This window comes from Actinokineospora sp. NBRC 105648 (genome assembly GCF_030269645.1).
Classification (GTDB): Bacteria; Actinomycetota; Actinomycetes; order Mycobacteriales; family Pseudonocardiaceae; genus Actinokineospora.
This window is the reverse complement of record NZ_BSTR01000018.1, coordinates 81264-101417: the sequence shown is the minus strand read 5'-3', so window position 1 is coordinate 101417 and position 20154 is coordinate 81264. Positions and strand designations below refer to the sequence as shown.

Genomic DNA, 20154 nt, shown 5'->3' with positions numbered 1-20154 from the left:
GAGCTCGCCGATCCCTCTCTCCTGACACCCGTGCTGTGGCTGGTCGTGTCGCGTTCAACGGTAGGCACCGGCGGTCCCCGGGCCCGCGCAACGCGCTACAGATCACAGTCGTACCCGCGACCCGGTTCAAAAGTATCGGGTATGGGGCTGACGGGGACCTGATTTAAGTGTAACCGTAGGTTACAGGTATCCCGGATGGTGGGCGGCGCCTTCCGGTCCGTGGATGCCACTCCCAGTCTACGAGACGCCCGCGGCGGAGATCTTCGCCTTCATCGCGGCCAGGAGCTGCGCGAACTCCGGGGTGTCCATCGACCGCACCTGGGCCGCGAGCTCGGTCTCGATCGCGTCGTCGTGCGCATCGAGGTTCGCGGTCGCGCGCAAGGTTTTCTTTATCGAGGTGACGAGTTCTCGCGGACCGCGGGCGGCGGGCCCGGCCAACGCGACAGCGGCGTCGACGAGCGCGGCGTGGTCACCGTCGACGGTCCCGATCGTCAGCCCCAGCCGCAGCGCCTCGGCGGCGTCGGGCACGTGCTTGAACAAGGTCATCGCCGTGGCGGTCTGCGGGCCGACGAGGCGCTGCAGCATCCAGGTCATCCCGCCACCGGGGTGGATGCCCAGCTGCAGGAAGCGGGAGTCGAACCGGGCCCGCGGCCCGGCGATGCGCACGTCGGCGGCCAGCGCCAGGTTCAGCCCCGCGCCGACCGCGGCCCCACCGACCGCGGCGATCGTGGGGAGCGTGCAGCGCGCGACGGCCAGGAACCCCGCGTAGATGGCCCTGAGGCCCTCTTCACGCGACTCGCCCAGGACGGTGAGGTCCGCGCCCGCGCAGAAGGCGGGAGGGGTGCCGGTGACCACGACAGCGCCGATCTCGGGGTCGTCCTCGCAGGCGGTGACCAGCTCGGCCAGCCGCGCCGACATCGGCAGTGTGAGCGCGTTGCGCCGGTCCGGGTCGTCGAGGGTGATCACGGCGACCCCGTCGCGGCGGTCGAGCAGGACGTGGTCGGCGCTCATGTCCCCAAACCCTAGCCGGGCTCCGGCGCGGGCGGTCGCTCCAGGAGCGTGGACAACACCACGGTCGAAACGGTGCGCGACACCATGTCGACGGCCCGCAGTCGCTCCAGCGCGTCCTCCAGGTGGTGGATGTTGGCCGCGCGCAGGTGCACGATGGCGTCCGCGGCCCCGGACACGGTGTAGGCGGCCACCACCTCCGGCAACGGCTCGAGGCGCTGGCGGATGCGGTCGGGCGAGACGTTGCCCTGGCAGTGCACCTCGACGAAGGCCTCGGTGCCCCAGCCCAGGGCCTCGGGGTTGACCACGGCGGTGAAACCGCGCAGCACGCCGGTCTCCAGCAGCCGGTCCACCCGCCGTTTGACGGCCGGGGCGGACAGCGAGACGGCCTTGCCGATCTCGGCGTAGCTAGACCGGGCATCGGCGACAAGCTGCGAAATGATTCGCTGATCGATGACGTCCACGCGCAACATTCTGCATGTAAGAGGGCATCGAAGCGACATTGATCGTGGTAGGGGCGGGACCATACATTTCGATCCATGACATCGGCACCTGTACGGCTCACCGTCCCGGCCCCCGCAGTGCAGGACCGCGTGCCCACGGCCCGCAGGTACCTAATGTGCGAGCCCAGGTACTTCACGGTCGAGTACTCGATCAACCCGTGGATGGACCCGAACCGCCCGGTGTCGACGGAGCTGGCGGTCCGGCAGTGGACGGCCCTGAAGGAGACCTACGAGCGCCTCGGCCACCAGGTCGAGACCATCCAGCCGCAGCCGGCGCTCCCGGACATGGTCTTCGCGGCCAACTCCGGCACGGTCATCGACGGCGTCGTCCTGGGCTCCCGCTTCCGAGCCCCCCAGCGAGCGGCCGAGGCCGACTTCTACCGCAAGTGGTTCCTGGACAAGGGCTACCGCGACGTCGTGATGCCCGACCGCGTCAACGAGGCGGAAGGCGACCTCGTCTGGACGGGAGATGTCCTCTTGGCGGGAACGGGCTTCCGCACCGACCCCGGCGCCCACGCCGAAGCCCAGGAAGTCCTAGGCGTGCCGGTGGTGTCGCTACACCTGGTGGACCCCCGCTACTACCACCTGGATGTCGCCCTGTTCGTGCTGCAGAACGCGACCCGAACCTCCCGCGCCCACATCGCCTACTACCCCGGAGCGTTCTCCCCGGGCACCCAACGCGCCCTTCGCCGCCTGTACCCCAACGCCATCCTCGCCACCGAAGCCGACGCCGCCTGCCTGGGCCTCAACGCCGTCTCGGACGGCCACAACGTGGTACTCCCGGTAGAGGCGACCCACCTGGCCGCCGAGGTCGCGGCCCAGGGCTACCAGCCCCACTTCGTGGACATCTCGGAACTCCGCAAATCCGGCGGCGGCCCCAAGTGCTGCACGATGGAACTCAGGGGATAAATCAGCTACCCAGCGTGACTTTCGGTCGCACTGCATGGTGACTGTTTAGCTTTCTGACCAGCAGTGATCTCGCTTTCCGGTATGGACGGTCGTCTGTGACTGTCCGTCCATCGCCGGCGCGAAATGTGGCTGCCCACGGAACCATCACGGAACGCCGAACGGCTCCCGAGTCGACCACTCGGGAGCCGTTCACGTGCGTTTTCGTCACGAGAGCCAGTCGTCAATCGGGCTGTTCGAGCCGTCCAGTTGCCCATCCAGGCCCTTCGCGTACGCCTTGAGCAACACGTCCACCGCGTGCCCCGCCCGCTCGGCGACCTCCGCGACCGGCACTCCAGCCGCCAGCCAGGTGGACACTGCCGCGTGCCGTTGGCCGTACAGCCGCTTCGCCAGCGGTGATTTCGCCTGTTCCCCGAGTCCGATCACCCGAGCCCGCTGCCAAGCGTCGGTGTAGACGGCAGGGGTTAGCGGCTCGCTCTTCTGCTGTCCCCGGAAGAGCCGCCCATCCCACGTGACCCCGAACCGGTCCTGGTGCCCCACCAGTTCAGGCTGGATCGGAACCTCCCCCACGGCACCCGCAGCCCGCCGCTTGAGCGCCGGTTGCTCCCACCGGCTCCCTGGAGTTGAACCCAGTGAGCGGATTTCGACTCAACTCCGCCACCGCCACCGATAACGCGTGATGGTGAGTTTCCTGGCCGAGTCCGAGCCGTCCGCCTCTTGTTCTATACGGGGATGAACCCCGAGCACATCACGCGTGCCCAGCAGATCTTGTTGCCGTCCAGTTGGTAGTACATCTGTTGCTCCATCAAGAACTCGCCGTCCCCGTTGCGTATCCGCATGCGGTAAGAGACGTGTCTTCGGGAAGAGATGTCTCCGGTCTCCGTGGATAAGAGGGCGAGTACCTCATCCGCTGGTTCCAGCCAAGAGGTGAAGAGGACGTCCAAGAGGTCCTCGTGTGAGGAGGTCTGCCAGAACTTCCCCGGAGTCATCGCGCGGAAGTCCAGGTCAGGGGTGGTCAGGGCGCGGATGGCGGTGGGGTCCTTGGCCGCCAGGGCCTCCGCGAAGGCCTTGCCAGGGTCTGTGATCGGCGCAGCAGGGTCTGTCATCGGCACAGTCTGCCCGGGCGCGTCCCCGCGCGGGGAGGGCTCGTTCATCCCAGGTACCAAAGACCCGCGACAGCGGCCCCAATGGCGGCTACGCTCACGGCAGGCAGTACAGCGCCACCGCCCGGCGCCGGGCTTTCGATGGGTGGGCCGGGAGTTGTCGTACCCCGGTGATCGAATGCTCCTGACGCCGTTACGGACGGCCCTCGACTGGGCACTCCGGAGGCGGCACCCCCCGGATCTAAGGACACACATGCACAACGAGACCCCCCGGCCGAAGCCGCAGACCCCCGTCTTCCAGAGCACCGCGGTGGCCGAGGTCGCGCCGCCGGAGGTTGAGACCATTCCGGTGCAGCGGACCGCCATCGCGATCCCGGTGTTCAGCGCGCCGCAGGGCTGACCAGCAACAACAGCGCGTCGGCCACGGCCGGGGCGGTCCCCGTCGCCAGTGCGCGCAGCTGCGTCCCGGCCACCAGGGCGACCACCGGACCAGCCAATCGATCGGGTGACGGCACGCCGAGCGCGGTCAACACCTCCACAGCCAGCTGGTCGTAGGCCGCGAAGCACGCCGCGGCCGCGCCCCGCAGTGCTGGGTCACGACCGGCGTGCAGGTAGAGCTCTAGCGGCGCGATTTCCGACGGCAGGGTCTCCGCCACGCGCTGCACCAGCACTGCCGCCTGCTCGACGGTCACCGCCGCGCCACGCTGTGCCTCGGCCAGGGCTGCCAGGCGGGTGGTCTCCTCGCCCACGAATAGCAGCAGACTGTCCCTGAGCAGGTCTGTTTGCGTGGCGAAGTGGTACGTGATCGACCCCAACGACACCGCTGCCTCCCGCGCGACGCGGCGATTGGTCACGCCCGCGACGCCCTCTTCGGCGATCACGCGCAGCACCGCGCGCAGGATGCGCTCACGGGTATCGCTCATGCCACCTCTCCACACCCTCCAGCTGCGCCGCGAGAGCGATCAGCAGCTCTTCGCTGTCCGACGGCCCGAGCAGTTGCGCGCCCACCGGCAGCGGCGCGTGGCCCGCGGGCACGTTGATCCCCGGCCACCCCAGCACATTCCACGGCCATGCGTACGGGCAGGCCCGGATGATCGCCTGGTCGGTCTGCCAGCCGGTCAGCCCGTCGATCGCGCCCACCCGCAGCGGTACCTGAGCGGTCGTCGGCGCTAAAAGCACGTCCACTCGGTCAAACACCCGCGCCACCTGACGCTGGAACGCGCCAAGAGTCGCTCGAGATACCCCTAGCGCGCGTCCGCGTAAGAGCTTCCCGACACGCCCGTTGCCGCGCGTTCGGGGGTCGAGCAACAGCTGGTCTGGCACACGGCCATGCCAGTCGTGCACGCCGCCCAGGGACCGCGGGAGGAAGTTGAGGCCGATCAGCCCATAGGCCGGGTTCGCGACGACGATCTCGTGCCCAAGAGACCGCAGCACTCGTGCGAGTCGGATCACCGACGAGCGCACAAGAGGGTCCAAGACCACTCCGCGGACACCGGTAAACGCTGGTCGGAGGGATAGTCCTATCCGTAGCCGCCCTGGCGTGCGGTCTACCGCTGCCCGGTAGGGCTTATCCGCTAAGACTCCCAGCAGGAGAGCCGCGTCGGCGACGGTGCGCGCGAGGACGCCGTCGGTAGTGATGCCGTGGAAGAGCTCTTCGCTGGACACACGGCCGCGTTGTGGCTTGATGCCGACCAAGTGCGTCCACGCTGCCGGGATCCGCACAGAACCGGCCCCATCGGACCCGACCGCCGCAGGCACGATGCCTGCCGCCACCGCGGCGGCTGACCCGCCGGACGAGCCGCCTGGAGATCGCGAGAGATCCCACGGGTTGCGTGTAGCGCCGAACGCGGACCCCTCGGTGACAGGCCACTGACCGAACTCGGGCGTGTTCGTCTTACCGACGATCACCGCGCCAGCCGCTTTGAGCTTTCCGACGAGCGCGCAGTCGGTCTGCGCTACCGGGAAGTCCCCCGCGCAACCGAACGCCGTCGGCTCGCCTGCGATGTCCACGTCGTCTTTGATCGCGATAGGCACGCCGAGCAGGGGAAGCCGTTCACCTGCGGCTAGACGAGCGTCTGCACCAAGAGCCTCCGTACGAGCTGCCTCCGTGCGCACTCGCCGGAATGCGTTGACCGTCGGCTGGGTTTTCTCGATAGCCGTAAGAGCCTGGTCGACCAACTCCACGGAACTGACCGCACCATCGGCCAGCAGCTGAACTGACGTCTCCAGCCCGGTCATCCGTGCCTCCCGAGATCTGTTCGTTCGAACGAACAGTAACCCGGCCGCAGCAGCCGTGTCACGGGCGCGAGGATGGTGGCGATGAGCACGAGACCCGAAGCCCGCAGGCGCTCCCGCAGGCAGGAGACCCGCCTCTGGCGCGTCCCCGTCATCCGCGTCGAGCGCGTGACCCCGCACTTCGCGCGGGTCACCGTCCAGCACGACTCCCTGGCCGATCTCGCGGGCGCGGGCACCGACCAGAACGTGATGCTCTACTTCTACCCGCCGGGCACCGACCTGCCGGAACCGCTCACGCTCGAGTCGGCCCGCGCGCTGTGGTCCCAGGTCAGGCCGCTGACCAGGACCTACACCATCCGCAGGCACGACCCGGCGACCAACGAGGTCGACTTCGACTTCGTCCTGCACGGCGACTCGGGCCCCGCGTCCGCCTGGGCCGAGCGCGTGGTGCCCGGCGACGAGATGATCTTCGTGGGTCCCTCGCCCGCCTACCAGCCGGACCCCGCAGCGGACTGGTACCTGCTTGCTGGAGACGAGACAGCGCTACCGGCGATTACGGCGATTCTTAGCGCTCTCCCCGACGGTAAGCGCGCTTTGGCGTTCGTGGAGGTAGCCGATTCTGCCGAAGAGCAGTCGATCGCGGGGGTTACCTGGCTGCACCGTGATGGCGCAGCCGCTGGCGAGAGCACGGTCTTGGTGGACGCGATAAGAGCCGCGTTGCTGCCAGATGGGCTACCGGAAGTGTGGATGGCCGGTGAGCGCACGGCGATGCTGGCGATAAGAGCGCACCTCTTGGACGAACGCGGTTACCCGCGCCAACGGGTACGTCCGACGACGTACTGGCGGTTGGGCGAGAGCGGCAACTGAGCGACTGTCCGGTTGGAACTTCTCACCCGCTGTGGGCGTTGAACCTTCCGGGCCACACGGCGACTTGACACCGGAGGAGGGGCGTGTGCACGGGCATTTCAACGGGCTGAAGACCGCACTCCTCCTGAGCGGTATGACGGCGCTGATCCTGCTGGTCAGCTCGTTGTTCGGCCGCACTGCCCTGATGATCGGCATCGTCCTGGCCCTCGGGGTCAACGGCTTCACCTACTTCAACTCCGACAAGCTGGCCCTGCGCGCGATGCACGCGCGGCCGGTCTCCCAGGCCGAGCAGCCCGCTCTGTATCGGATAGTCCGTGAACTGGCCACCACCGCCCGCCAGCCGATGCCGCGGCTCTACCTGAGCCCCACGGAGGCCCCCAACGCCTTCGCTACCGGCCGCAGCCCGCGCAACGCCGCCGTCTGCTGCACCACCGGCCTCTTAGACCTGCTTGACGAACGCGAACTACGCGGAGTCTTGGCGCACGAGCTTTCGCACGTCTACAACCGCGACATCCTGATCTCCTGCGTCGCTGGCGCGCTGGCGAGCGTCGTCAGCATGCTCGCAAGCCTCGCGATGTTCGCGGGCATCTTCGGTGACGACGACGAAGACCGAGCCAACCCCATCGCGCTGATCCTCGTGGCCCTCTTAGGGCCCATCGCCGCCACCATCGTGCAGATGGCGGTAAGCCGTTCCCGCGAGTACCAGGCCGACGAATCCGGTGCTCAGCTCACCGGAGACCCCTTAGGGCTCGCGTCCGCTCTTCGCAAACTCGACGCAGGTACGCAGCTGGCCCCTCTTGCGCCGGAACCCGCGGTCGCCGCGCAGTCGCACCTGATGATCGCGAACCCGTTCCGCCCCGGCGAGGGCCTCTCCCGGCACTTCTCGACGCACCCGCCGATCGCCGACCGCGTCGCCCGCCTGGAGCGGATGGCCGACGACCGGCTCTGATCCGGTCAGCCAGTGGCGCCCGCGGCCTTGGCCAGGTTCATCACGTACTCGCCGTAGCCGGACTTCGCCAGCTTCGCGCCCAGCGCGTAGCACTCGTCCGCGGTGATGTAGCCGCGGTCGAGCGCGATCTCCTCCAGGCACGCCACCCGCACGCCGGTGCGGTGCTCCAGGACCTGCACGAACTGCCCGGCCTCGAGCAGCGAGTCGTGCGTTCCGGTGTCCAGCCAGGCGAAACCGCGACCGAGGTCGAGCAGCTTGGCCCGGCCCTGGCGCAGGTACTCCAGGTTGACGTCGGTGATCTCCAGCTCGCCGCGCGCGGACGGGGTGAGGTTCTTGGCGATCTTGACCACGTCGTTGTCGTAGAAGTACAGCCCGGTGATCGCCCGGTTCGACTTGGGCACGGCGGGCTTCTCCTCGATCGAGAGCAGCGTGCCGGTCTCGTCGACCTCGCCGACGCCGTAGCGCTCGGGATCCTTGACCGGGTAGCCGAAGAGCACCGCGCCGTCGATCGCGCTGATGTTGGCCTGCATGAGCTGCGAGAACCCGGTGCCGAAGAAGATGTTGTCGCCCAGGACCAGGGCCACGTCGTCGTCGCCGATGAACTCGTCGCCGATGATGAACGCCTCGGCCAGACCGTTCGGGTGGGCCTGTTCGGCGTAGGAGAAGCTCAGCCCGTACTGGGTGCCCTCGCCCAGCAGGCGGCGGAAGTTCGGCAGGTCCGCCGGGGTCGAGATGATGAGGATCTCCCGGATCCCGGCCAGCATGAGCACCGAGAGCGGGTAGTAGATCATCGGCTTGTCGTAGACCGGGAGCAGCTGCTTGGACACCGCCTGGGTGATCGGGTGCAGCCTGGTCCCGCTACCACCTGCGAGGACGATGCCCTTCATCACACGGCTCCTGTCGTGGCTGGACCCGCGCCGAGAGTGCTCAGCGCGGCTCGGGCACGGGTTCCGCCGTCGAGGCTACCGACGCGTCCGGTTGCCGCGGCAGCCCTTGTCGACCCCTGTTCGTCCCCACACCCCTGAGTGAATCGTCCTCACGGAGCGTGGAGTTACGAGTCCCTCGCCACGTGCCTGCACGGCAGCCGGGTGACGCGGCGGTCTCAGGTCCCGAGACCGCCGCCCCCGCCGGTCAGCGGTAGTTGGTGAACTGGATCGCGATCCCGAAGTCGGCGCCCTTGAGCAGGGTGATGACGTCCTGCAGCGCGTCCTTCTTCTTGCCGGTGACCCGGAGCTGGTCGCCCTGGATCTGCGCCTGGACGCCCTTGGGGCCCTCGTCGCGGACCTTCTTGGCGATCTCCTTGGCCTTCTCCGAGGAGATGCCCTGCACGAGCGTGCCGGTGACCTTGTAGACCTTGCCGGAGAGCGCGGGCTCCTCGATGTCGAAGGCCTTCTGGGAGATGCCGCGCTTGATCAGCTTCTCCTTGAACACCTCGATCGCGGCCGCGCACCGCTCCTCGGTCTCGGCCTCGAAGGCGATCGCCTCCTCGCCCGACCAGCTCACCTGCGCCCCGGTGTTGCGGAAGTCGAACCGGGTGGCCAACTCCTTCGCCGCCTGGTTGAGCGCGTTGTCCACCTCTTGCCGGTCGACCTTGCTCACCACGTCGAATGACGGGTCCGCCACGTGCCACGCACCTCCGCGATCAGGGGATCTCAGGACGGCCCGCATGCTACCGCCGCCACCCCCACCCACCCCCGCGCCGCGCAGGGGGTACCCCGTGGAAGTCCCCCCGATCGGTTGGGTAAGGTTCCTGCCGTCCGGTCGCACCGGACACCCGGCGGGTTGCCCGAGCGGCCAATGGGAGCGGACTGTAAATCCGTCGCGAAAGCTACAGAGGTTCGAATCCTCTACCCGCCACGCCAGCCAAAAGCCCCTGTGACCTGTGCTTTTAAGTCACAGGGGCTTTTCGCGCTGTCTGACCAGAACCGGCAGGCCATGGGTGGCCGAAGTCCTGTAGGCCCGTCAGCCCCGCAGGGCGTCCAGACCGGCGAGTTTCCCGGAGGTACGGCCTACCGGCGGTCGGGCTGCTCGTTCTGGTGAACCAGGCTGATGACGTCCGTGGTGAGTGCTTCGAGGCGGTCGTTCATGTCGTCGAGGCGATCTTGGATTGCCTCCAGTCTGGACAGGATCAGGTCGCTGGTCATGTCGCCGGTCTCGCCGGGCTTGAGCGGTGTCCGGCCCGACAGCACGGCGGCCAGGTGGCCGGGGTGCCATTCGAGGGCGAGGGACAGCGCTTCGAGGGTCTTGGTGTTGCGGCGGCGTTCGACTGTGTGGTTCTCCAGTTCGCGGATGATGGCCTGCGAGACCTGCGACCGCTCCGCGAGCTTCCGCTGGCCCAGATTGAGTTCACGCAACCGCGACTTGATGGCCGTCGCGACCGCCGACCAATCCTCGTCCACGTATTCCTCCGCGTTCCGACTCTGGGCGACATTAGCGCGGGATCGAATTGCTCGTGGACGCAGGTAACGCGACCAGCAGCGTGGTGATCAACTGTAAAGGCATGAAGAGGTATTGGGACTGGAGCCCAAAGCGGCGGCGGCACGAGCACAGCCGCCAGACGGGATCGTGCCCGTCAGTTGCTAGTCCGCCGCGGGGTGCGAGCGAGCGTGCGATGCCCCGCGCCCCGCGTGGCTACAGTCGGGTACTCCAGCCGCCTAGGCACTTCGAGGGTTGCTCGTGGTCGATCACGTCCGCAGTCCCGTGCTCATCGAACTGTGCCTGCTCCTGCGCGACTTCCTCGCCGACACCGACCAGGTCGACCACCTCGCCGACGTTGACCTCTACCGGCACGTCACCTTCGCGGCGTCCCTGCGGCACTCCGGCCGCGAGTTCACCGCCCGGCCCGCGCCCGAGATCGAGGACATGGCCGCGGCCGTCCTGCGGCGCGTGTCGACCGGTCCCCTCGGCGACGCCGCGCTGCGCTCGCCTCAATCGCGGTTCGCCGACGACGCGGCCCCGCGTGCGATCTCGCTGGTCGACGGAACCGCGGCTGACGACAAGCCGGGTGGCGCGCTGTGGACCTCCTCGTTCCTCCCCGACGGGACCAGCACCTGGCAGTGGGGCGAGTGGGCGGAGTTCGGCCACGACAGGCAGCTGTTCACCGTCACCTTCGACCCGGCGGCCGTCAGGGTGTTCACCATCGGGTCCCCGGCCGACTACGAGCGCCTCGTGAACCACTATCCGCGCTCGGTGAACGGCAGCACCCGGGTGCACTGGGCTCAAGCGGCCGAGGACATCGATGCCGTGCATCTGACTGTAAGCGGTCTTCTCACCGCGCAGTACGTCCCGGTTGTCGCACCGTGTGGGGCGGCGGTGTTGACCGGGTGGGACGCGGAGTCCACGGCCTGGCTGCACCTTCCGCCCGGCTTGGGGATGGTGCCGGTTGGGCTGTGACTGTCCTCAGGGCGTGGCGGGGGTCCAGTGCACGGTTTGGGTGTGGACGGAGCGCTCGGTGCGGATTTCCATGAGGTCGCCGAGGATGGTGGCCTGGTCGTGGACCAGTGGGGTGCCGTCGGCGGCGTGGGTGGTGCGGTTGCTCTGGAAGGTCGGGGTGCCCGGGGGCCGGTCCAGCAGCGCGGCGACCGGCGCGGGCAGGGCCACCGGGATCAGGCGTTCAGTGGCGGTGTGGACCTGGGCGCCCACCGATGCCAAGGCCTCGTACAGCGACACCGCGGTGAAGTCCTGGTCGCGGATGGTGGGGCCGTGCGGGGCGGGGACCCACGAGACCTGGTGCACGGCTGGCCGCCCGCCGATCTCGCGGACGCGTTCCAGGCGCAGGCCGGTACCGCCTGGCGCGGCCAAGATGTCGGCGATCCCCACCGGGAGGGCGCGCACGCTCCGGTGGATAACGCGGGTGGTCAACGGCAGACCTTGGGCGCGCAGGTCGTCGCCGATGCTGCGCAGGGACTCCAAGCGGTAGGCGGCGGTGGGGGACCGTACGAAGGTGCCGCGGCCGGGTTCCTGGGAGATCAACCCGTCGTCCGCCAGCACTCTCAAGGCCTGGCGGAGGGTCATGAGGGTGACGCCGTAGTGGGCGCTCAGCTCGTGCTGGCCGGGCAGTGCCGTGCCCGGGGCGTACTCGCCGTTGTGGATCTTGGTGGTCAGGTCTTCGGCGATGGCGGCGTACTTGGGGGTACGCCGCCGTTCGCTCATGGGGCCATTGTGTCCAGGGCGGTGCGCATCGCCGCCACTCGGGCCCCGACTTCGCTCGGCGTGGCGCCGTCGAGGAGCGCGCGCATCAGCGTGGACGCGACCACGACGCCGTCGGCGTGGCGGGCCGCGTGGACGGCGTGCGCGGGGGTGGAGACGCCGAAGCCGACCAGGACCGGGAGATCTGTCGCGTTGCGGATCGCGTCCGCGAGGACGGTGGCCGACTCGGCGAGTTCACCTGCTTCGCCGGTGGTGCCCATGCGGCTGATTGCGTACAGGAAACCTCGGCTGCGGGTGGCGATCTCCGGGAGTTTGGCGGGCGGGGTCGACGGTGCGGCCAACAGGACCAGTTCCACCCCTGCCGCCGCCGCGGACCGCTCCAGGTCCGACACCTCGTCCAACGGGACGTCCGGGACCACCAGGGCCACGACGCCCGCGGCGCGCAGCCGGGCGCAGAAGCCGTCCCGCAGGGCCAGGTTGGCGTAGGTCATGGCGATCAAGGGGATGCCGACCGAGATCCCCGCCAGGTCGGACAGGATCGACTCGACCGTGGTCCCCCGGGCGAGTGACCGGTCCGATGCCTCCTGGATGGTGACGCCGTCGAGCATGGGGTCGGAGAACGGCAGGCCGATCTCGATCGCGTCCGCGCCCGCCGCCTCGTACGCGGCCAGGAGATCGGTCCACGACTCGGTGATGCCGCCGGTGACGTAGGGGACCAGTGCGGTGCGGCCGCCTTCCCGGACGGCGCGCAGGTGGGTCTCGAGGGTCATGCCAGCTCCATCAGTGCGCTCATGTCCTTGTCGCCCCGGCCGGACAGCGTGAGCAGCACGGTCGCCCCCGGTGGCAGCTCTCCCGACTCGGCGGCGCGGATGACCCAGGCGACGGCGTGGGCCGACTCCAGCGCGCAGAGGATGCCCTCGCTGCGGGCCAGCCGGTGCACGGCGGCGACCACCTCGTCGTCGCCGACGGTCACGTATGTCGCTCGACCGAGTTCACCCAGATGTGCGTGCTCCGGCCCGATCCCCGGGTAGTCGAGTCCGGCGGCGACGGAGTGCGCCTCGGCGATCTGCCCCTGGTCGTCCTGCAGCACCCGGGACCGGAAGCCGTGCAGGACACCCACGGCGCCATCGGTCATCGCGGCACCGCCCGCCGCCTCGACGCCGATCAGCCGGGCCGAGGTGTCGACGAACCCGGCGAACGTGCCCGCCGCGTTCGACCCGCCGCCGACGCAGGCGACCACGTAGTCCGGGACGGCAGCGGGGAGTTCCGTCGCGCATTGCGTGCGGGCCTCGTCGCCGATGACCCGCTGGAACTCGCGGACCATCCACGGGTACGGGTGCGGTCCCATGACCGAGCCGATGCAGTAGTAGGAGTCCTCGACGGCGCCCACCCAGTGCCGCATGGCCTCGTTGCACGAGTCCTTGAGCGTGCGGCTGCCGGAGGTGACCGGCACGACCTCGGCGCCCAGCATCTCCATCCGGAACACGTTCAACGCCTGCCGCTCGATGTCCCGCTGGCCCATGAACACCGTGGCGCGCATCCCCAGCAGCGCGGCGGCGGTCGCGGTGGCCACACCGTGCTGGCCCGCGCCGGTCTCGGCGATCAGCCGGGTCTTGCCCATCCGCCGGGCCAGCAGCGCCTGGCCGAGGACGTTGTTGATCTTGTGGGACCCGGTGTGCGCCAGGTCCTCGCGCTTGAGCAGCAGGGTGATCCCGAGGTCACCCGAGAGCCGCCACGCCGGGGTCAGCGCCGTGGGCCTGCCCGCGTAGCCGGCGAGCAGCCGGTCCAGCTGGCCGCGGAAGCGGGGGTCGGCCCACGCCTCGCGGAAGGCCCGCTCGACCTCCTGGCACGCGGGTACCAGCGACTCGGGCACGAACCGGCCGCCGAACCCGCCGAAGCGGCCCGCCGTGCTGGGCTCGGCCATCTGACCAGCGCGGATGCGATCCACCGCGGGTGCGTCACGCACGGGAGCCTCCCTTAAAGTTCTAGAACTCTATGACGCAGACGGTAGCTCACAACCGCCAAGAGTTCTAGAACTTTATGACCCTCAGTTCGAGTTGGCGCCCGCGAGGGTCTCCCGGTACCAGCCCGCGGCCGCCGCCAGCCGCACCCCGGGCCCGGGGCCGGGGTCGACGCCGGTCGCGGTCCAGATGCGGGTGCTGTCGTAGTAGTGGTCGTCGGCGAAGAGCGAGAACTGGTGGTCGGTCAGCCACGGCAGCGCCCGCCGCGTGCGCTCCCGGTGCTCGGCGCGGGGCAGCGAGCCCGACGGCAGCGGGAAGCCGGTCCACGCCGCCAGCGAGCTGATCAGCCACCGCATGCTCACCGGCACCGGGTGGTTCACGTGCAGGATCGCGCCCGGCTCGAGGTCCACCGCCGGGTCGGCCAGCCGCGCGATGGCCGCGCCCAGGTCGTCCACCGCCACCAGCGAGGCCAGCGCGGTGCCGCCGTCGACCCAGGTCGGGACGGCGCGCAGCACCCGGGCCAGGGTGGGGACGAACCACCGGTCGCCCGCGCCGTAGACCAGGTGCGGGCGCAGCACGATCGACCCCTCGCCGAGCGCCACCTCCTCGGCGGCCAGCCGGGAGCGGCTGGTGGCCGAGGCGGGCGCGGGCGTGATCTCCACCTCGCGGTGTCCTCTGTGGACGGACTCGCCGTACACCGAGGACGTGCTCAGCTGGACCGTCCGGCGCACCCCGGCCCGGCGCGCCGCGCTCAGGATCGCCCGGGTGCCGCCGATGTTCACCGCGTCGCAGCGCCGCGGGTCCGAGCCGACGTGTGCGGCCAGGTGCAGCACCGTGTCCACCCCGGCCACCGCACTGTCCACACCGGACGGATCGGGCAGGTCGGCGCGCACCGACCGGACGCCGACCGCGCTCATCCACTCCGGCAGGCCGCGCCGGGAGAGCACCCTGGTCTTGGCGGGACTCACCCCGGCCCCCAGCAGCGCGCGCACCACCGCCGAGCCGATGAAGCCGGTGCCACCGGTCACCAGGACCTGCCCGAGGTCGGTGGGGCAACTCAACAGCGCAGACTCAGTCATGCCTGACAAGCGTAAGGACACCGTCCACCGCGACGTCGCGGCCCTGGGTGAGCCGCACCGCGACCTCCGTGCGGTCGTGGTCGACGACCACCGGCGGATCGGCCGCCACCACGCACGGCTCGTCGTACTCGATGAACCGGTGGAACCCGAAGCGCGCGGCCACCGGCAGCGCGTCGGGGGTGCCCATGGTGAGCATCGCCGCCTGCCGCGCCGCCTCCACCGCCACCATGCCCGGCACGTGGTCGGTGGGGTGGTCGAACATCACCGGGTGCCGGGTGTCCACCCGCAGCGACCAGGCCCGGTCGACCGGCGTCGGGGTGAGCACGACGTCCTCGGCGCGCACGCGGCCCACCGACCGCGGCGGCACCGGGCCCGCCGCGGGCTCGGTCGGGGTCTGGCCGCAGGTGATCCGGTCGCCGCGCACCCGGCGGTAGGACCCGTCGCTCAGGCAGCTCCACTGCACCGCCGCGGTCGCGACCAGTTCGCCGTCGCGGTGGCAGCTGAACCGCATCATCCGCCGGGCCTGCGCGGGCGGGCCCGCGGGCACGGTCACCACCAGCAGCACGTCGGTCGGGCGCCTGCCCACGACCAGCCCCTCGGGGTCGATGTCGTAGGTCTTGTGGTGGGAGAGGAACCGGTGGTCGAGGGGCACGGCCAGGCCGCGGTGGGCCACCAGCAGCCCGGCCTGGCGGATGGTCTCGACGAACAGCAGCGGGTCGTGCGTGGTCGGGTTGCGCGGGCCGAAGAAGGTGTGGGCCCGCGGCCACTGCGCCGCGACGTGGAAGGTGTCGACGCCGACCTGCTGGAACCCGGTCAGGAACACCTCCGACACCGCCGAACGGTGGACGAGGTGCCGCGGGACCGTCTGTTCGTACATGGACGGCCCCGCGTGGGGTAATGGCCCCGCGGCGCCGTTTCTCTCGTCCGCCATCATGGACGCCATCGGTTCCCCCTCGTGCCTGGCCCCACCTGGGCGTGCGGGACACCAATAAGCTAATACCTACCGGACGGTTTTCTTTCAAGATTCGCCAGAAGTTTGGGCTACGCTCTGCGTTGCGCTTCGCGCGCATCTTGCACCACCGGTGGGTAACCCAGTTAGGGACTTTCGGAGGGATTGGCCTGTGCCACGCCAAGAACGGGCAGAGCGGACCAGAGCGGTCATCCTGGACGCGGCCGCGGCGGTGTTCGACGAGCACGGATTCGCGGCCGCCAGCCTATCGGACATCCTGGTCAAGGCCGGGGTCACCAAGGGCGCGCTGTACTTCCACTTCGCCTCCAAGGAGGAGCTCGCCCAGGCGCTGATCGACGAGCAGTTCGGGGTCTGGGACACCGCGCAGGGCGCCGAGCTCGGGCTGCGCACGCTCATCGAGCTCAGCTTCCGGATGGCGGAGAGCCTGCGCGAGGACGTGCGGGTGCGCGCGGGCATCCGGCTGGTGATCGAGCAGGGCACCTTCACCTCGCCCGCGCCGGACGCCTACCGCTGGTGGATCGCGCTGTGCCGGGACTGCCTGGTCGCCGCCCAGCAGGACGGCGACCTGCGCGAGGGGCTCGAGCCGGACGCGGTCGCGGCGTTCATGGTCGCCTCGTTCACCGGGGTGCAGACCACCTCGCAGGTGCTCGCGGGCCGGGCGGACCTGGCCGACCGGATGCGCGACATGTGGCAGATCGTGCTCCCCGGCCTGGTCCCACCCCGGCGCAGCGCCCGCTTCAAGTCCATTGTGGAGTCAGGGGCGGCCGCCATCTCGGCCTGAGACCGCCTTGACAAACCGCGCGGTCGGTTTTGTACTGTGCTCCCGACGTGCCGACAGGGGGAGCGACCGCGATGGACTTCTTGGGCTCGTTATCGATCCGGCGGGTGGGCTGATGCCGAGGCAGGCGCGTTCCGAGCTCACCCGATCGCACCTGGTGGAGGCCGCGGCCGAGGAGTTCGCCCGGCACGGCTACGCCGGTGCCAGCCTGGACCGGATCTGCCGCGCGGGCGGGGTCACCAAGGGCGCGCTGTACTTCCACTTCGCCTCCAAGGACGAGATCTGCCGGGCCGTGCAGAACGAGGCCTGCGACCTGGTGGCCGAGCTGGTCGGCAAGCTGGCCACCGCCGAGCGGCCCGCGCTGCAGTCGGTGATCGACCTGACGCACGCGCTGGTCGGCTGGCTGCAGAGCGAGCCAACCGTGCGGGCCAGCCTGCGGTTGGCCCGCGCCGGTGACCGCCGCGACCCGTTCCTGCAGCACTGGTGCGCCGCGGTCGACCACTTCCTGCGGGCCGCGGACTCGCCGCTGGCCGACCCGCCCGCGGTCGAGCTGCAGGCCACCCTGGTTACCGCGGTCGCCGTCGGCCTGGAGCTGGTCTGGTGGCACCGCCGCGACGGCGTCGACCTCCCGCGCAGCCTGACCGAGATGTGGCGGATGCTGCTGCCCGCGCTGGCGGGCGCGGACGCGACCGGGTTCAGCCCGGAGGGCATGTGGGGCAGCCGGTTCGAGGACGCCTGACCCGTTCCGGTCGGGATTTCCACGGCCCTGGGCGGCTTTTCACAATGATCACAGTGAATCGACGAAAGGTGGTGGGACCGGCCGCACCCCTGCACAGTGCGGCCGGTCCCCCGCGCTCACATCGCACGCGAGGGCGGCGCGATGGGAGCGCGATTTCCGCGGGGGAGCCAACCCGGCGGAAATCTTTGCGGTTCAGCAGGCCGGACCCGCGGGCTGCCTTAACCGAATACGTCGAATAGCCGCAGGTCGGTCCGCGTGGGCCACACTGGCACCCGGCCCGGCCGCGCCCCGGGCGCCAGTCGGGCGGCGCGCGGACCCGCATGGCCCAGCCGGTGGTGGCTCCCGGTAATTCACAGAATAAACCCATTCAGCCGAACGGCCGCGCGGGCTACTCTCGTCGGTCATTGCCGGTTCCGTCATTCGCTGCATTGTTGCCGGTCAATAGCACATTTGACGCCGGTGTCACCCGATTGCGGGACGTGGACCACCATGTGCACTGGCTAGCTTTCCTTTCCTGTCTTCCGGAATCGAAGTTCGGGGGTTATCCCATGTCATCGATAAAGCGTTTCGCTGCCCTGGTCCTGTCAATACTCGCGGTTCTGGCGTGCGCCGCCCAAGCCACCGCCGAGCCGCGGGACAAGGACAAGGACCCGACCGAAGTCGCCAAGGTCACCGCGGGGCGACCAATCCCCGGGGCACCCGATCTGCCGCTGGTGCCCGACGACGGCACCGACCGGCCCACCGGCGCGGGGGTGGCGGCCCAGGCGGTCAGCCTGCCCTTCAACTTCTCCTACGACTTCAGCTCCACGCTGGCCTCGCGCACCTTCTGGCCGACCAGCGGCGGCAAGGTGTGCGTGAGCCTGCGCGGCACCGGCAGCACCGACCCGACCTACTTCGCCAAGGAGATCAGAGTCGAGATCTGGAACGCGTTCGGCACCGACACCCGGGTCGGCGTGCCGGTCCGCTACTCCCTCAACGGCAGCTACTACGGCTACTGCTGGACCGGCCTCTACCCCTACCACGAGCACTTCTTCAAGCTCACCAAGGACTGGGGCCCCGGCGCCCGGGTGTGGGGCAACGGCTGGGCCTCGGCCAGCTGATCGGCAGGTCCGGGGGCGGGGCAGCCCCTGCCGCCCCGTCCCCGTCCTGCTCGGTGGTCTTCTCATGGGTTCTCGATCCTCATCACCGCGCTCGTCCGCAGCGGGTCGACGACCCGCTCGGCCTGCCACAGACCGCCCGAGCGGGACAACCGGGCGACGTTGAACGACAGCTCCGGGCGGTCCCGCCCGACCAGCAGCACCCGGTTGCCCGAGGTGAACTCACCCGGCCCGGTCGCCTCGAACAGCGTGGTCCCACCGGGTCCGTCGACGAAGCGGCCGGGCACGGTGGAGATCGCCAACCGGACCAGGCCGACCTGACCGATCGCGGTCAGCCGGGTGTCGACCGTGCCGGTGGCGTCGCGGACCACACCCAGCACCCCCTCGGGGGTCGCGATCAGGTCGCCGGGGCGCACGTCGTCGCCGATCGCGCGCAGCGTCGAGTCCACGGTGCGCAGCGCCACCGGCTCGGTCCGCGCGTCGTCGACCCCGGCGGCGAGCCGGAAGGACGCGGGCCGACCGCCCGAGGTCACCGTCATCCCGGAGTTCCACGCCCCGACCCCGGTCTCGAACACCGGCCACAGCACGCCCGGCTCGATCTCGGGGGTGTCGGCCTGGTCGTCGAGCAGGGAGGTGCGCACCTCGATCTCGGCGGCCCCCGGCGCGGCGATGGCCACGCCGATGGTGGCGCCGCCGCTGATCGGCTCGTCGCCGCCCGCCGCGTGCGCGGCCAGGAAGCCGATGCCGCGCTGGGTCGCGTCGACCGTGGTCACCGACCGCACCAGCAGCCGCCGCGCGTCCGGCTTCCCGGTCACGCTCACCGGGGTGGTCACGAACGCCACCCGGTCGCGGCCCGCGGTGCCCGGCGACACCAGCGCCACCACCAGGAAACTGGCCGCCCGGTTGGGCGAGGTGCCCGCGTACACCGCGCGCACCGGCCCGCCCGGACCGCGCGCCGACCCGCGCCACGCGGCCTCGGCCCGGGACAACAGGTCTTGGTCGCCCGCCCGGTCGCCGCGCACCGGCCAGTCCAGCACCGAGGCGGTCTCCACCTGGTCCGGGCCGTCGGCGGTCCGCCACATCACCACGAACGCCCCCGCCACGGCGAGCACCACGACGGCCATCGCGGCCAGCATCTGCAAGCGCTGCTGGCGCTGCTCGCGCCTGCGCCCGTGCACCTGCCGCAGCACCCGGTCGAGGTGGTCGGACCTGCTGCGCACGTCCACGGTGCCCAGCTCCTGCCGCAGCCTGCTGACGGTGCGGTCCTGCTCCTCAGCGATCATGACCCCCTCCTTCCCGGTGCGGCCGCCTGCTCCTGCCCCCACTGCCCCTGTCCCCACAGCTGCCTGACCCGGGCCATCCCCCGGCTGGTCAGCGACTTCACGGTGCCGACCGAGCAGTCCAGCTCGACCGCGGCCTGCGCCTCGGACAGGTCGTGCACCACCCGCGCGAGCACCGCGGCCCGCTGCCGGGGCGGCAGCTGCTGCAACATGATCAAGACGTGGTCGCGGTCGACCACCGCCCCGGAGAAGTCCTCCAGGTCCAGCTGCTCGGTCAGCTCGTCCAACGGCACCTGCGGTTTCCGCTTCGCCACCCGCAAGAACTCGTGATAGATCGCCTTACGGGCATAAGCGACCGCGTTGTCCGCCGGCACCCGACGCCACCGCCGCAAACAACGCAGCAACGCCTCCTGCACTATCTCCTCGGCGTCCCACCGGCGGCCGGTGAGCATGACGGCGTAGCGGAGCAGCTGGTCGTAGCGCTCGCGGACGAACCCGTCGAAGTCCAGATCGCCGCCCCGCACACCGCC

24 protein-coding genes and 1 tRNA gene are annotated in these 20154 nt (G+C 70.1%); 9 read left to right on the top strand and 16 right to left on the bottom strand.

The window, feature by feature from the left end; translation table 11 throughout:
- Positions 1-237 precede the first annotated feature (237 nt).
- Both QSK30_RS17975 and QSK30_RS17970 read right to left on the bottom strand, forming a co-directional pair.
- Positions 238-1011 (bottom strand): enoyl-CoA hydratase, encoded by a 774-nt coding sequence (locus QSK30_RS17975; RefSeq protein ID WP_285504190.1) that lies wholly within the window; start codon positions 1009-1011, stop codon positions 238-240.
- An 11-nt stretch (positions 1012-1022) separates the two neighbouring features.
- The gene (locus QSK30_RS17970) at positions 1023-1472 is read right to left on the bottom strand and encodes an Lrp/AsnC family transcriptional regulator (protein WP_285504188.1); all 450 of its coding nucleotides are present in this window, start codon (positions 1470-1472) and stop codon (positions 1023-1025) included.
- 75 nt (positions 1473-1547) lie between these two features.
- Here QSK30_RS17970 and ddaH point away from each other — a divergent pair, with 75 nt between their 5' ends.
- Positions 1548-2420: a dimethylargininase gene (ddaH, locus tag QSK30_RS17965; protein ID WP_285504187.1), complete on the top strand. Its 873-nt coding sequence runs from the start codon at positions 1548-1550 to the stop codon at positions 2418-2420.
- 204 nt (positions 2421-2624) lie between these two features.
- On the opposite strand, the gene QSK30_RS17960 is transcribed toward ddaH, so the two are convergent.
- Together QSK30_RS17960 and QSK30_RS17955 are read right to left on the bottom strand one after the other, a co-directional pair.
- The gene (locus QSK30_RS17960; protein WP_285504186.1) at positions 2625-2957 is read right to left on the bottom strand and encodes a site-specific integrase; all 333 of its coding nucleotides are present in this window, start codon (positions 2955-2957) and stop codon (positions 2625-2627) included.
- Between the two features lie 182 nt (positions 2958-3139).
- Positions 3140-3523, bottom strand: a complete 384-nt coding sequence (locus QSK30_RS17955) for a hypothetical protein (protein WP_285504184.1) — start codon at positions 3521-3523, stop codon at positions 3140-3142.
- Positions 3524-3773: 250 nt separating this feature from the next.
- Here QSK30_RS17955 and QSK30_RS17950 point away from each other — a divergent pair, with 250 nt between their 5' ends.
- Positions 3774-3920 carry a hypothetical protein gene (locus QSK30_RS17950; protein ID WP_285504182.1) on the top strand — a complete coding sequence of 49 codons (147 nt, stop codon included), beginning with the start codon at positions 3774-3776 and terminating at the stop codon, positions 3918-3920.
- Here the strand turns inward: QSK30_RS17950 and QSK30_RS17945 are convergent.
- Both QSK30_RS17945 and QSK30_RS17940 read right to left on the bottom strand, forming a co-directional pair.
- The gene (locus tag QSK30_RS17945) at positions 3901-4443 is read right to left on the bottom strand and encodes a TetR/AcrR family transcriptional regulator (RefSeq protein ID WP_285504180.1); all 543 of its coding nucleotides are present in this window, start codon (positions 4441-4443) and stop codon (positions 3901-3903) included. The two genes, QSK30_RS17950 and QSK30_RS17945, sit on opposite strands and share 20 nt — an antisense overlap.
- Positions 4427-5758: an amidase gene (locus tag QSK30_RS17940; protein ID WP_285504178.1), complete on the bottom strand. Its 1332-nt coding sequence runs from the start codon at positions 5756-5758 to the stop codon at positions 4427-4429. The genes QSK30_RS17945 and QSK30_RS17940 overlap by 17 nt, the downstream gene beginning before the upstream one ends.
- Before the next feature lie 81 nt (positions 5759-5839).
- Between QSK30_RS17940 and QSK30_RS17935 the strand changes: the two genes are divergently transcribed.
- Positions 5840-6622 (top strand): siderophore-interacting protein, encoded by a 783-nt coding sequence (locus QSK30_RS17935; protein WP_285504176.1) that lies wholly within the window; start codon positions 5840-5842, stop codon positions 6620-6622.
- 85 nt (positions 6623-6707) lie between these two features.
- Positions 6708-7571, top strand: a complete 864-nt coding sequence (htpX, locus tag QSK30_RS17930; RefSeq protein ID WP_285504174.1) for a zinc metalloprotease HtpX — start codon at positions 6708-6710, stop codon at positions 7569-7571.
- Positions 7572-7576: 5 nt separating this feature from the next.
- On the opposite strand, the gene rfbA is transcribed toward htpX, so the two are convergent.
- Both rfbA and QSK30_RS17920 read right to left on the bottom strand, forming a co-directional pair.
- Positions 7577-8458, bottom strand: a complete 882-nt coding sequence (rfbA, locus tag QSK30_RS17925; RefSeq protein WP_285504172.1) for a glucose-1-phosphate thymidylyltransferase RfbA — start codon at positions 8456-8458, stop codon at positions 7577-7579.
- Positions 8459-8702: 244 nt separating this feature from the next.
- Positions 8703-9194, bottom strand: coding sequence for a YajQ family cyclic di-GMP-binding protein (locus QSK30_RS17920; RefSeq protein ID WP_285504171.1), 492 nt, complete (start codon positions 9192-9194; stop codon positions 8703-8705).
- Between the two features lie 153 nt (positions 9195-9347).
- On the opposite strand from QSK30_RS17920, the gene QSK30_RS17915 reads away from it, so the two are divergent.
- Positions 9348-9428, top strand: a tRNA-Tyr gene (locus QSK30_RS17915).
- Positions 9429-9580: 152 nt separating this feature from the next.
- On the opposite strand, the gene QSK30_RS17910 is transcribed toward QSK30_RS17915, so the two are convergent.
- Positions 9581-9970: a helix-turn-helix domain-containing protein gene (locus QSK30_RS17910; RefSeq protein ID WP_285504169.1), complete on the bottom strand. Its 390-nt coding sequence runs from the start codon at positions 9968-9970 to the stop codon at positions 9581-9583.
- A gap of 277 nt (positions 9971-10247) precedes the next feature.
- Here QSK30_RS17910 and QSK30_RS17905 point away from each other — a divergent pair, with 277 nt between their 5' ends.
- Positions 10248-10964 carry a hypothetical protein gene (locus tag QSK30_RS17905; protein ID WP_285504167.1) on the top strand — a complete coding sequence of 239 codons (717 nt, stop codon included), beginning with the start codon at positions 10248-10250 and terminating at the stop codon, positions 10962-10964.
- Positions 10965-10970: 6 nt separating this feature from the next.
- Here QSK30_RS17905 and QSK30_RS17900 read toward each other — a convergent pair whose 3' ends face one another.
- The 5 genes from QSK30_RS17900 to QSK30_RS17880 all read right to left on the bottom strand — a co-directional run bounded on the left by QSK30_RS17900 (position 10971) and on the right by QSK30_RS17880 (position 15637).
- Entirely contained in the window at positions 10971-11723 is a 753-nt protein-coding gene (locus tag QSK30_RS17900; RefSeq protein ID WP_285504166.1) for a GntR family transcriptional regulator, read from the bottom strand.
- Entirely contained in the window at positions 11720-12490 is a 771-nt protein-coding gene (gene trpA / locus QSK30_RS17895) for a tryptophan synthase subunit alpha (RefSeq protein ID WP_285504163.1), read from the bottom strand. The genes QSK30_RS17900 and trpA overlap by 4 nt, the downstream gene beginning before the upstream one ends.
- Positions 12487-13686: a tryptophan synthase subunit beta gene (gene trpB, locus QSK30_RS17890; RefSeq protein WP_352231585.1), complete on the bottom strand. Its 1200-nt coding sequence runs from the start codon at positions 13684-13686 to the stop codon at positions 12487-12489. Before trpB ends, trpA begins: the two co-directional genes overlap by 4 nt.
- Before the next feature lie 81 nt (positions 13687-13767).
- The gene (locus QSK30_RS17885; protein WP_285504162.1) at positions 13768-14760 is read right to left on the bottom strand and encodes an NAD-dependent epimerase/dehydratase family protein; all 993 of its coding nucleotides are present in this window, start codon (positions 14758-14760) and stop codon (positions 13768-13770) included.
- Positions 14753-15637 carry a ScbA/BarX family gamma-butyrolactone biosynthesis protein gene (locus tag QSK30_RS17880; protein WP_285504160.1) on the bottom strand — a complete coding sequence of 295 codons (885 nt, stop codon included), beginning with the start codon at positions 15635-15637 and terminating at the stop codon, positions 14753-14755. Before QSK30_RS17880 ends, QSK30_RS17885 begins: the two co-directional genes overlap by 8 nt.
- Positions 15638-15881: 244 nt before the next feature.
- Here QSK30_RS17880 and QSK30_RS17875 point away from each other — a divergent pair, with 244 nt between their 5' ends.
- From QSK30_RS17875 to QSK30_RS17865, 3 genes are all read left to right on the top strand, one after another.
- Positions 15882-16511 carry a ScbR family autoregulator-binding transcription factor gene (locus tag QSK30_RS17875; protein ID WP_285504158.1) on the top strand — a complete coding sequence of 210 codons (630 nt, stop codon included), beginning with the start codon at positions 15882-15884 and terminating at the stop codon, positions 16509-16511.
- 112 nt (positions 16512-16623) lie between these two features.
- The gene (locus QSK30_RS17870; protein WP_285504156.1) at positions 16624-17247 is read left to right on the top strand and encodes a ScbR family autoregulator-binding transcription factor; all 624 of its coding nucleotides are present in this window, start codon (positions 16624-16626) and stop codon (positions 17245-17247) included.
- Positions 17248-17795: 548 nt separating this feature from the next.
- The gene (locus tag QSK30_RS17865) at positions 17796-18347 is read left to right on the top strand and encodes a hypothetical protein (protein WP_285504155.1); all 552 of its coding nucleotides are present in this window, start codon (positions 17796-17798) and stop codon (positions 18345-18347) included.
- Between the two features lie 62 nt (positions 18348-18409).
- On the opposite strand, the gene QSK30_RS17860 is transcribed toward QSK30_RS17865, so the two are convergent.
- Both QSK30_RS17860 and QSK30_RS17855 read right to left on the bottom strand, forming a co-directional pair.
- A complete protein-coding gene (locus QSK30_RS17860) occupies positions 18410-19627 on the bottom strand; it encodes a hypothetical protein (protein WP_285504154.1) in 1218 nt (405 codons plus the stop codon).
- A complete protein-coding gene (locus QSK30_RS17855) occupies positions 19624-20148 on the bottom strand; it encodes a sigma-70 family RNA polymerase sigma factor (RefSeq protein WP_285504152.1) in 525 nt (174 codons plus the stop codon). Before QSK30_RS17855 ends, QSK30_RS17860 begins: the two co-directional genes overlap by 4 nt.
- Between the last annotated feature and the right edge of the window lie 6 nt (positions 20149-20154).

What these genes read in the sequence shown, in the direction of transcription:
- rfbA (WP_285504172.1), bottom strand. Translation starts at nt 8,458, where the DNA reads ATGAAGGGCATCGTCCTCGCAGGTGGTAGCGGGACCAGGCTGCACCCG.
- QSK30_RS17865 (WP_285504155.1), top strand. Translation starts at nt 17,796, where the DNA reads ATGTCATCGATAAAGCGTTTCGCTGCCCTGGTCCTGTCAATACTCGCG.
- QSK30_RS17955 (WP_285504184.1), bottom strand. Translation starts at nt 3,523, where the DNA reads ATGACAGACCCTGCTGCGCCGATCACAGACCCTGGCAAGGCCTTCGCG.
- QSK30_RS17935 (WP_285504176.1), top strand. Translation starts at nt 5,840, where the DNA reads ATGAGCACGAGACCCGAAGCCCGCAGGCGCTCCCGCAGGCAGGAGACC.
- ddaH (WP_285504187.1), top strand. Translation starts at nt 1,548, where the DNA reads ATGACATCGGCACCTGTACGGCTCACCGTCCCGGCCCCCGCAGTGCAG.
- QSK30_RS17870 (WP_285504156.1), top strand. Translation starts at nt 16,624, where the DNA reads ATGCCGAGGCAGGCGCGTTCCGAGCTCACCCGATCGCACCTGGTGGAG.
- QSK30_RS17975 (WP_285504190.1), bottom strand. Translation starts at nt 1,011, where the DNA reads ATGAGCGCCGACCACGTCCTGCTCGACCGCCGCGACGGGGTCGCCGTG.
- QSK30_RS17880 (WP_285504160.1), bottom strand. Translation starts at nt 15,637, where the DNA reads ATGTACGAACAGACGGTCCCGCGGCACCTCGTCCACCGTTCGGCGGTG.
- QSK30_RS17885 (WP_285504162.1), bottom strand. Translation starts at nt 14,760, where the DNA reads ATGACTGAGTCTGCGCTGTTGAGTTGCCCCACCGACCTCGGGCAGGTC.
- QSK30_RS17860 (WP_285504154.1), bottom strand. Translation starts at nt 19,627, where the DNA reads ATGATCGCTGAGGAGCAGGACCGCACCGTCAGCAGGCTGCGGCAGGAG.
- trpA (WP_285504163.1), bottom strand. Translation starts at nt 12,490, where the DNA reads ATGACCCTCGAGACCCACCTGCGCGCCGTCCGGGAAGGCGGCCGCACC.
- QSK30_RS17945 (WP_285504180.1), bottom strand. Translation starts at nt 4,443, where the DNA reads ATGAGCGATACCCGTGAGCGCATCCTGCGCGCGGTGCTGCGCGTGATC.
- QSK30_RS17900 (WP_285504166.1), bottom strand. Translation starts at nt 11,723, where the DNA reads ATGAGCGAACGGCGGCGTACCCCCAAGTACGCCGCCATCGCCGAAGAC.
- QSK30_RS17940 (WP_285504178.1), bottom strand. Translation starts at nt 5,758, where the DNA reads ATGACCGGGCTGGAGACGTCAGTTCAGCTGCTGGCCGATGGTGCGGTC.
- QSK30_RS17950 (WP_285504182.1), top strand. Translation starts at nt 3,774, where the DNA reads ATGCACAACGAGACCCCCCGGCCGAAGCCGCAGACCCCCGTCTTCCAG.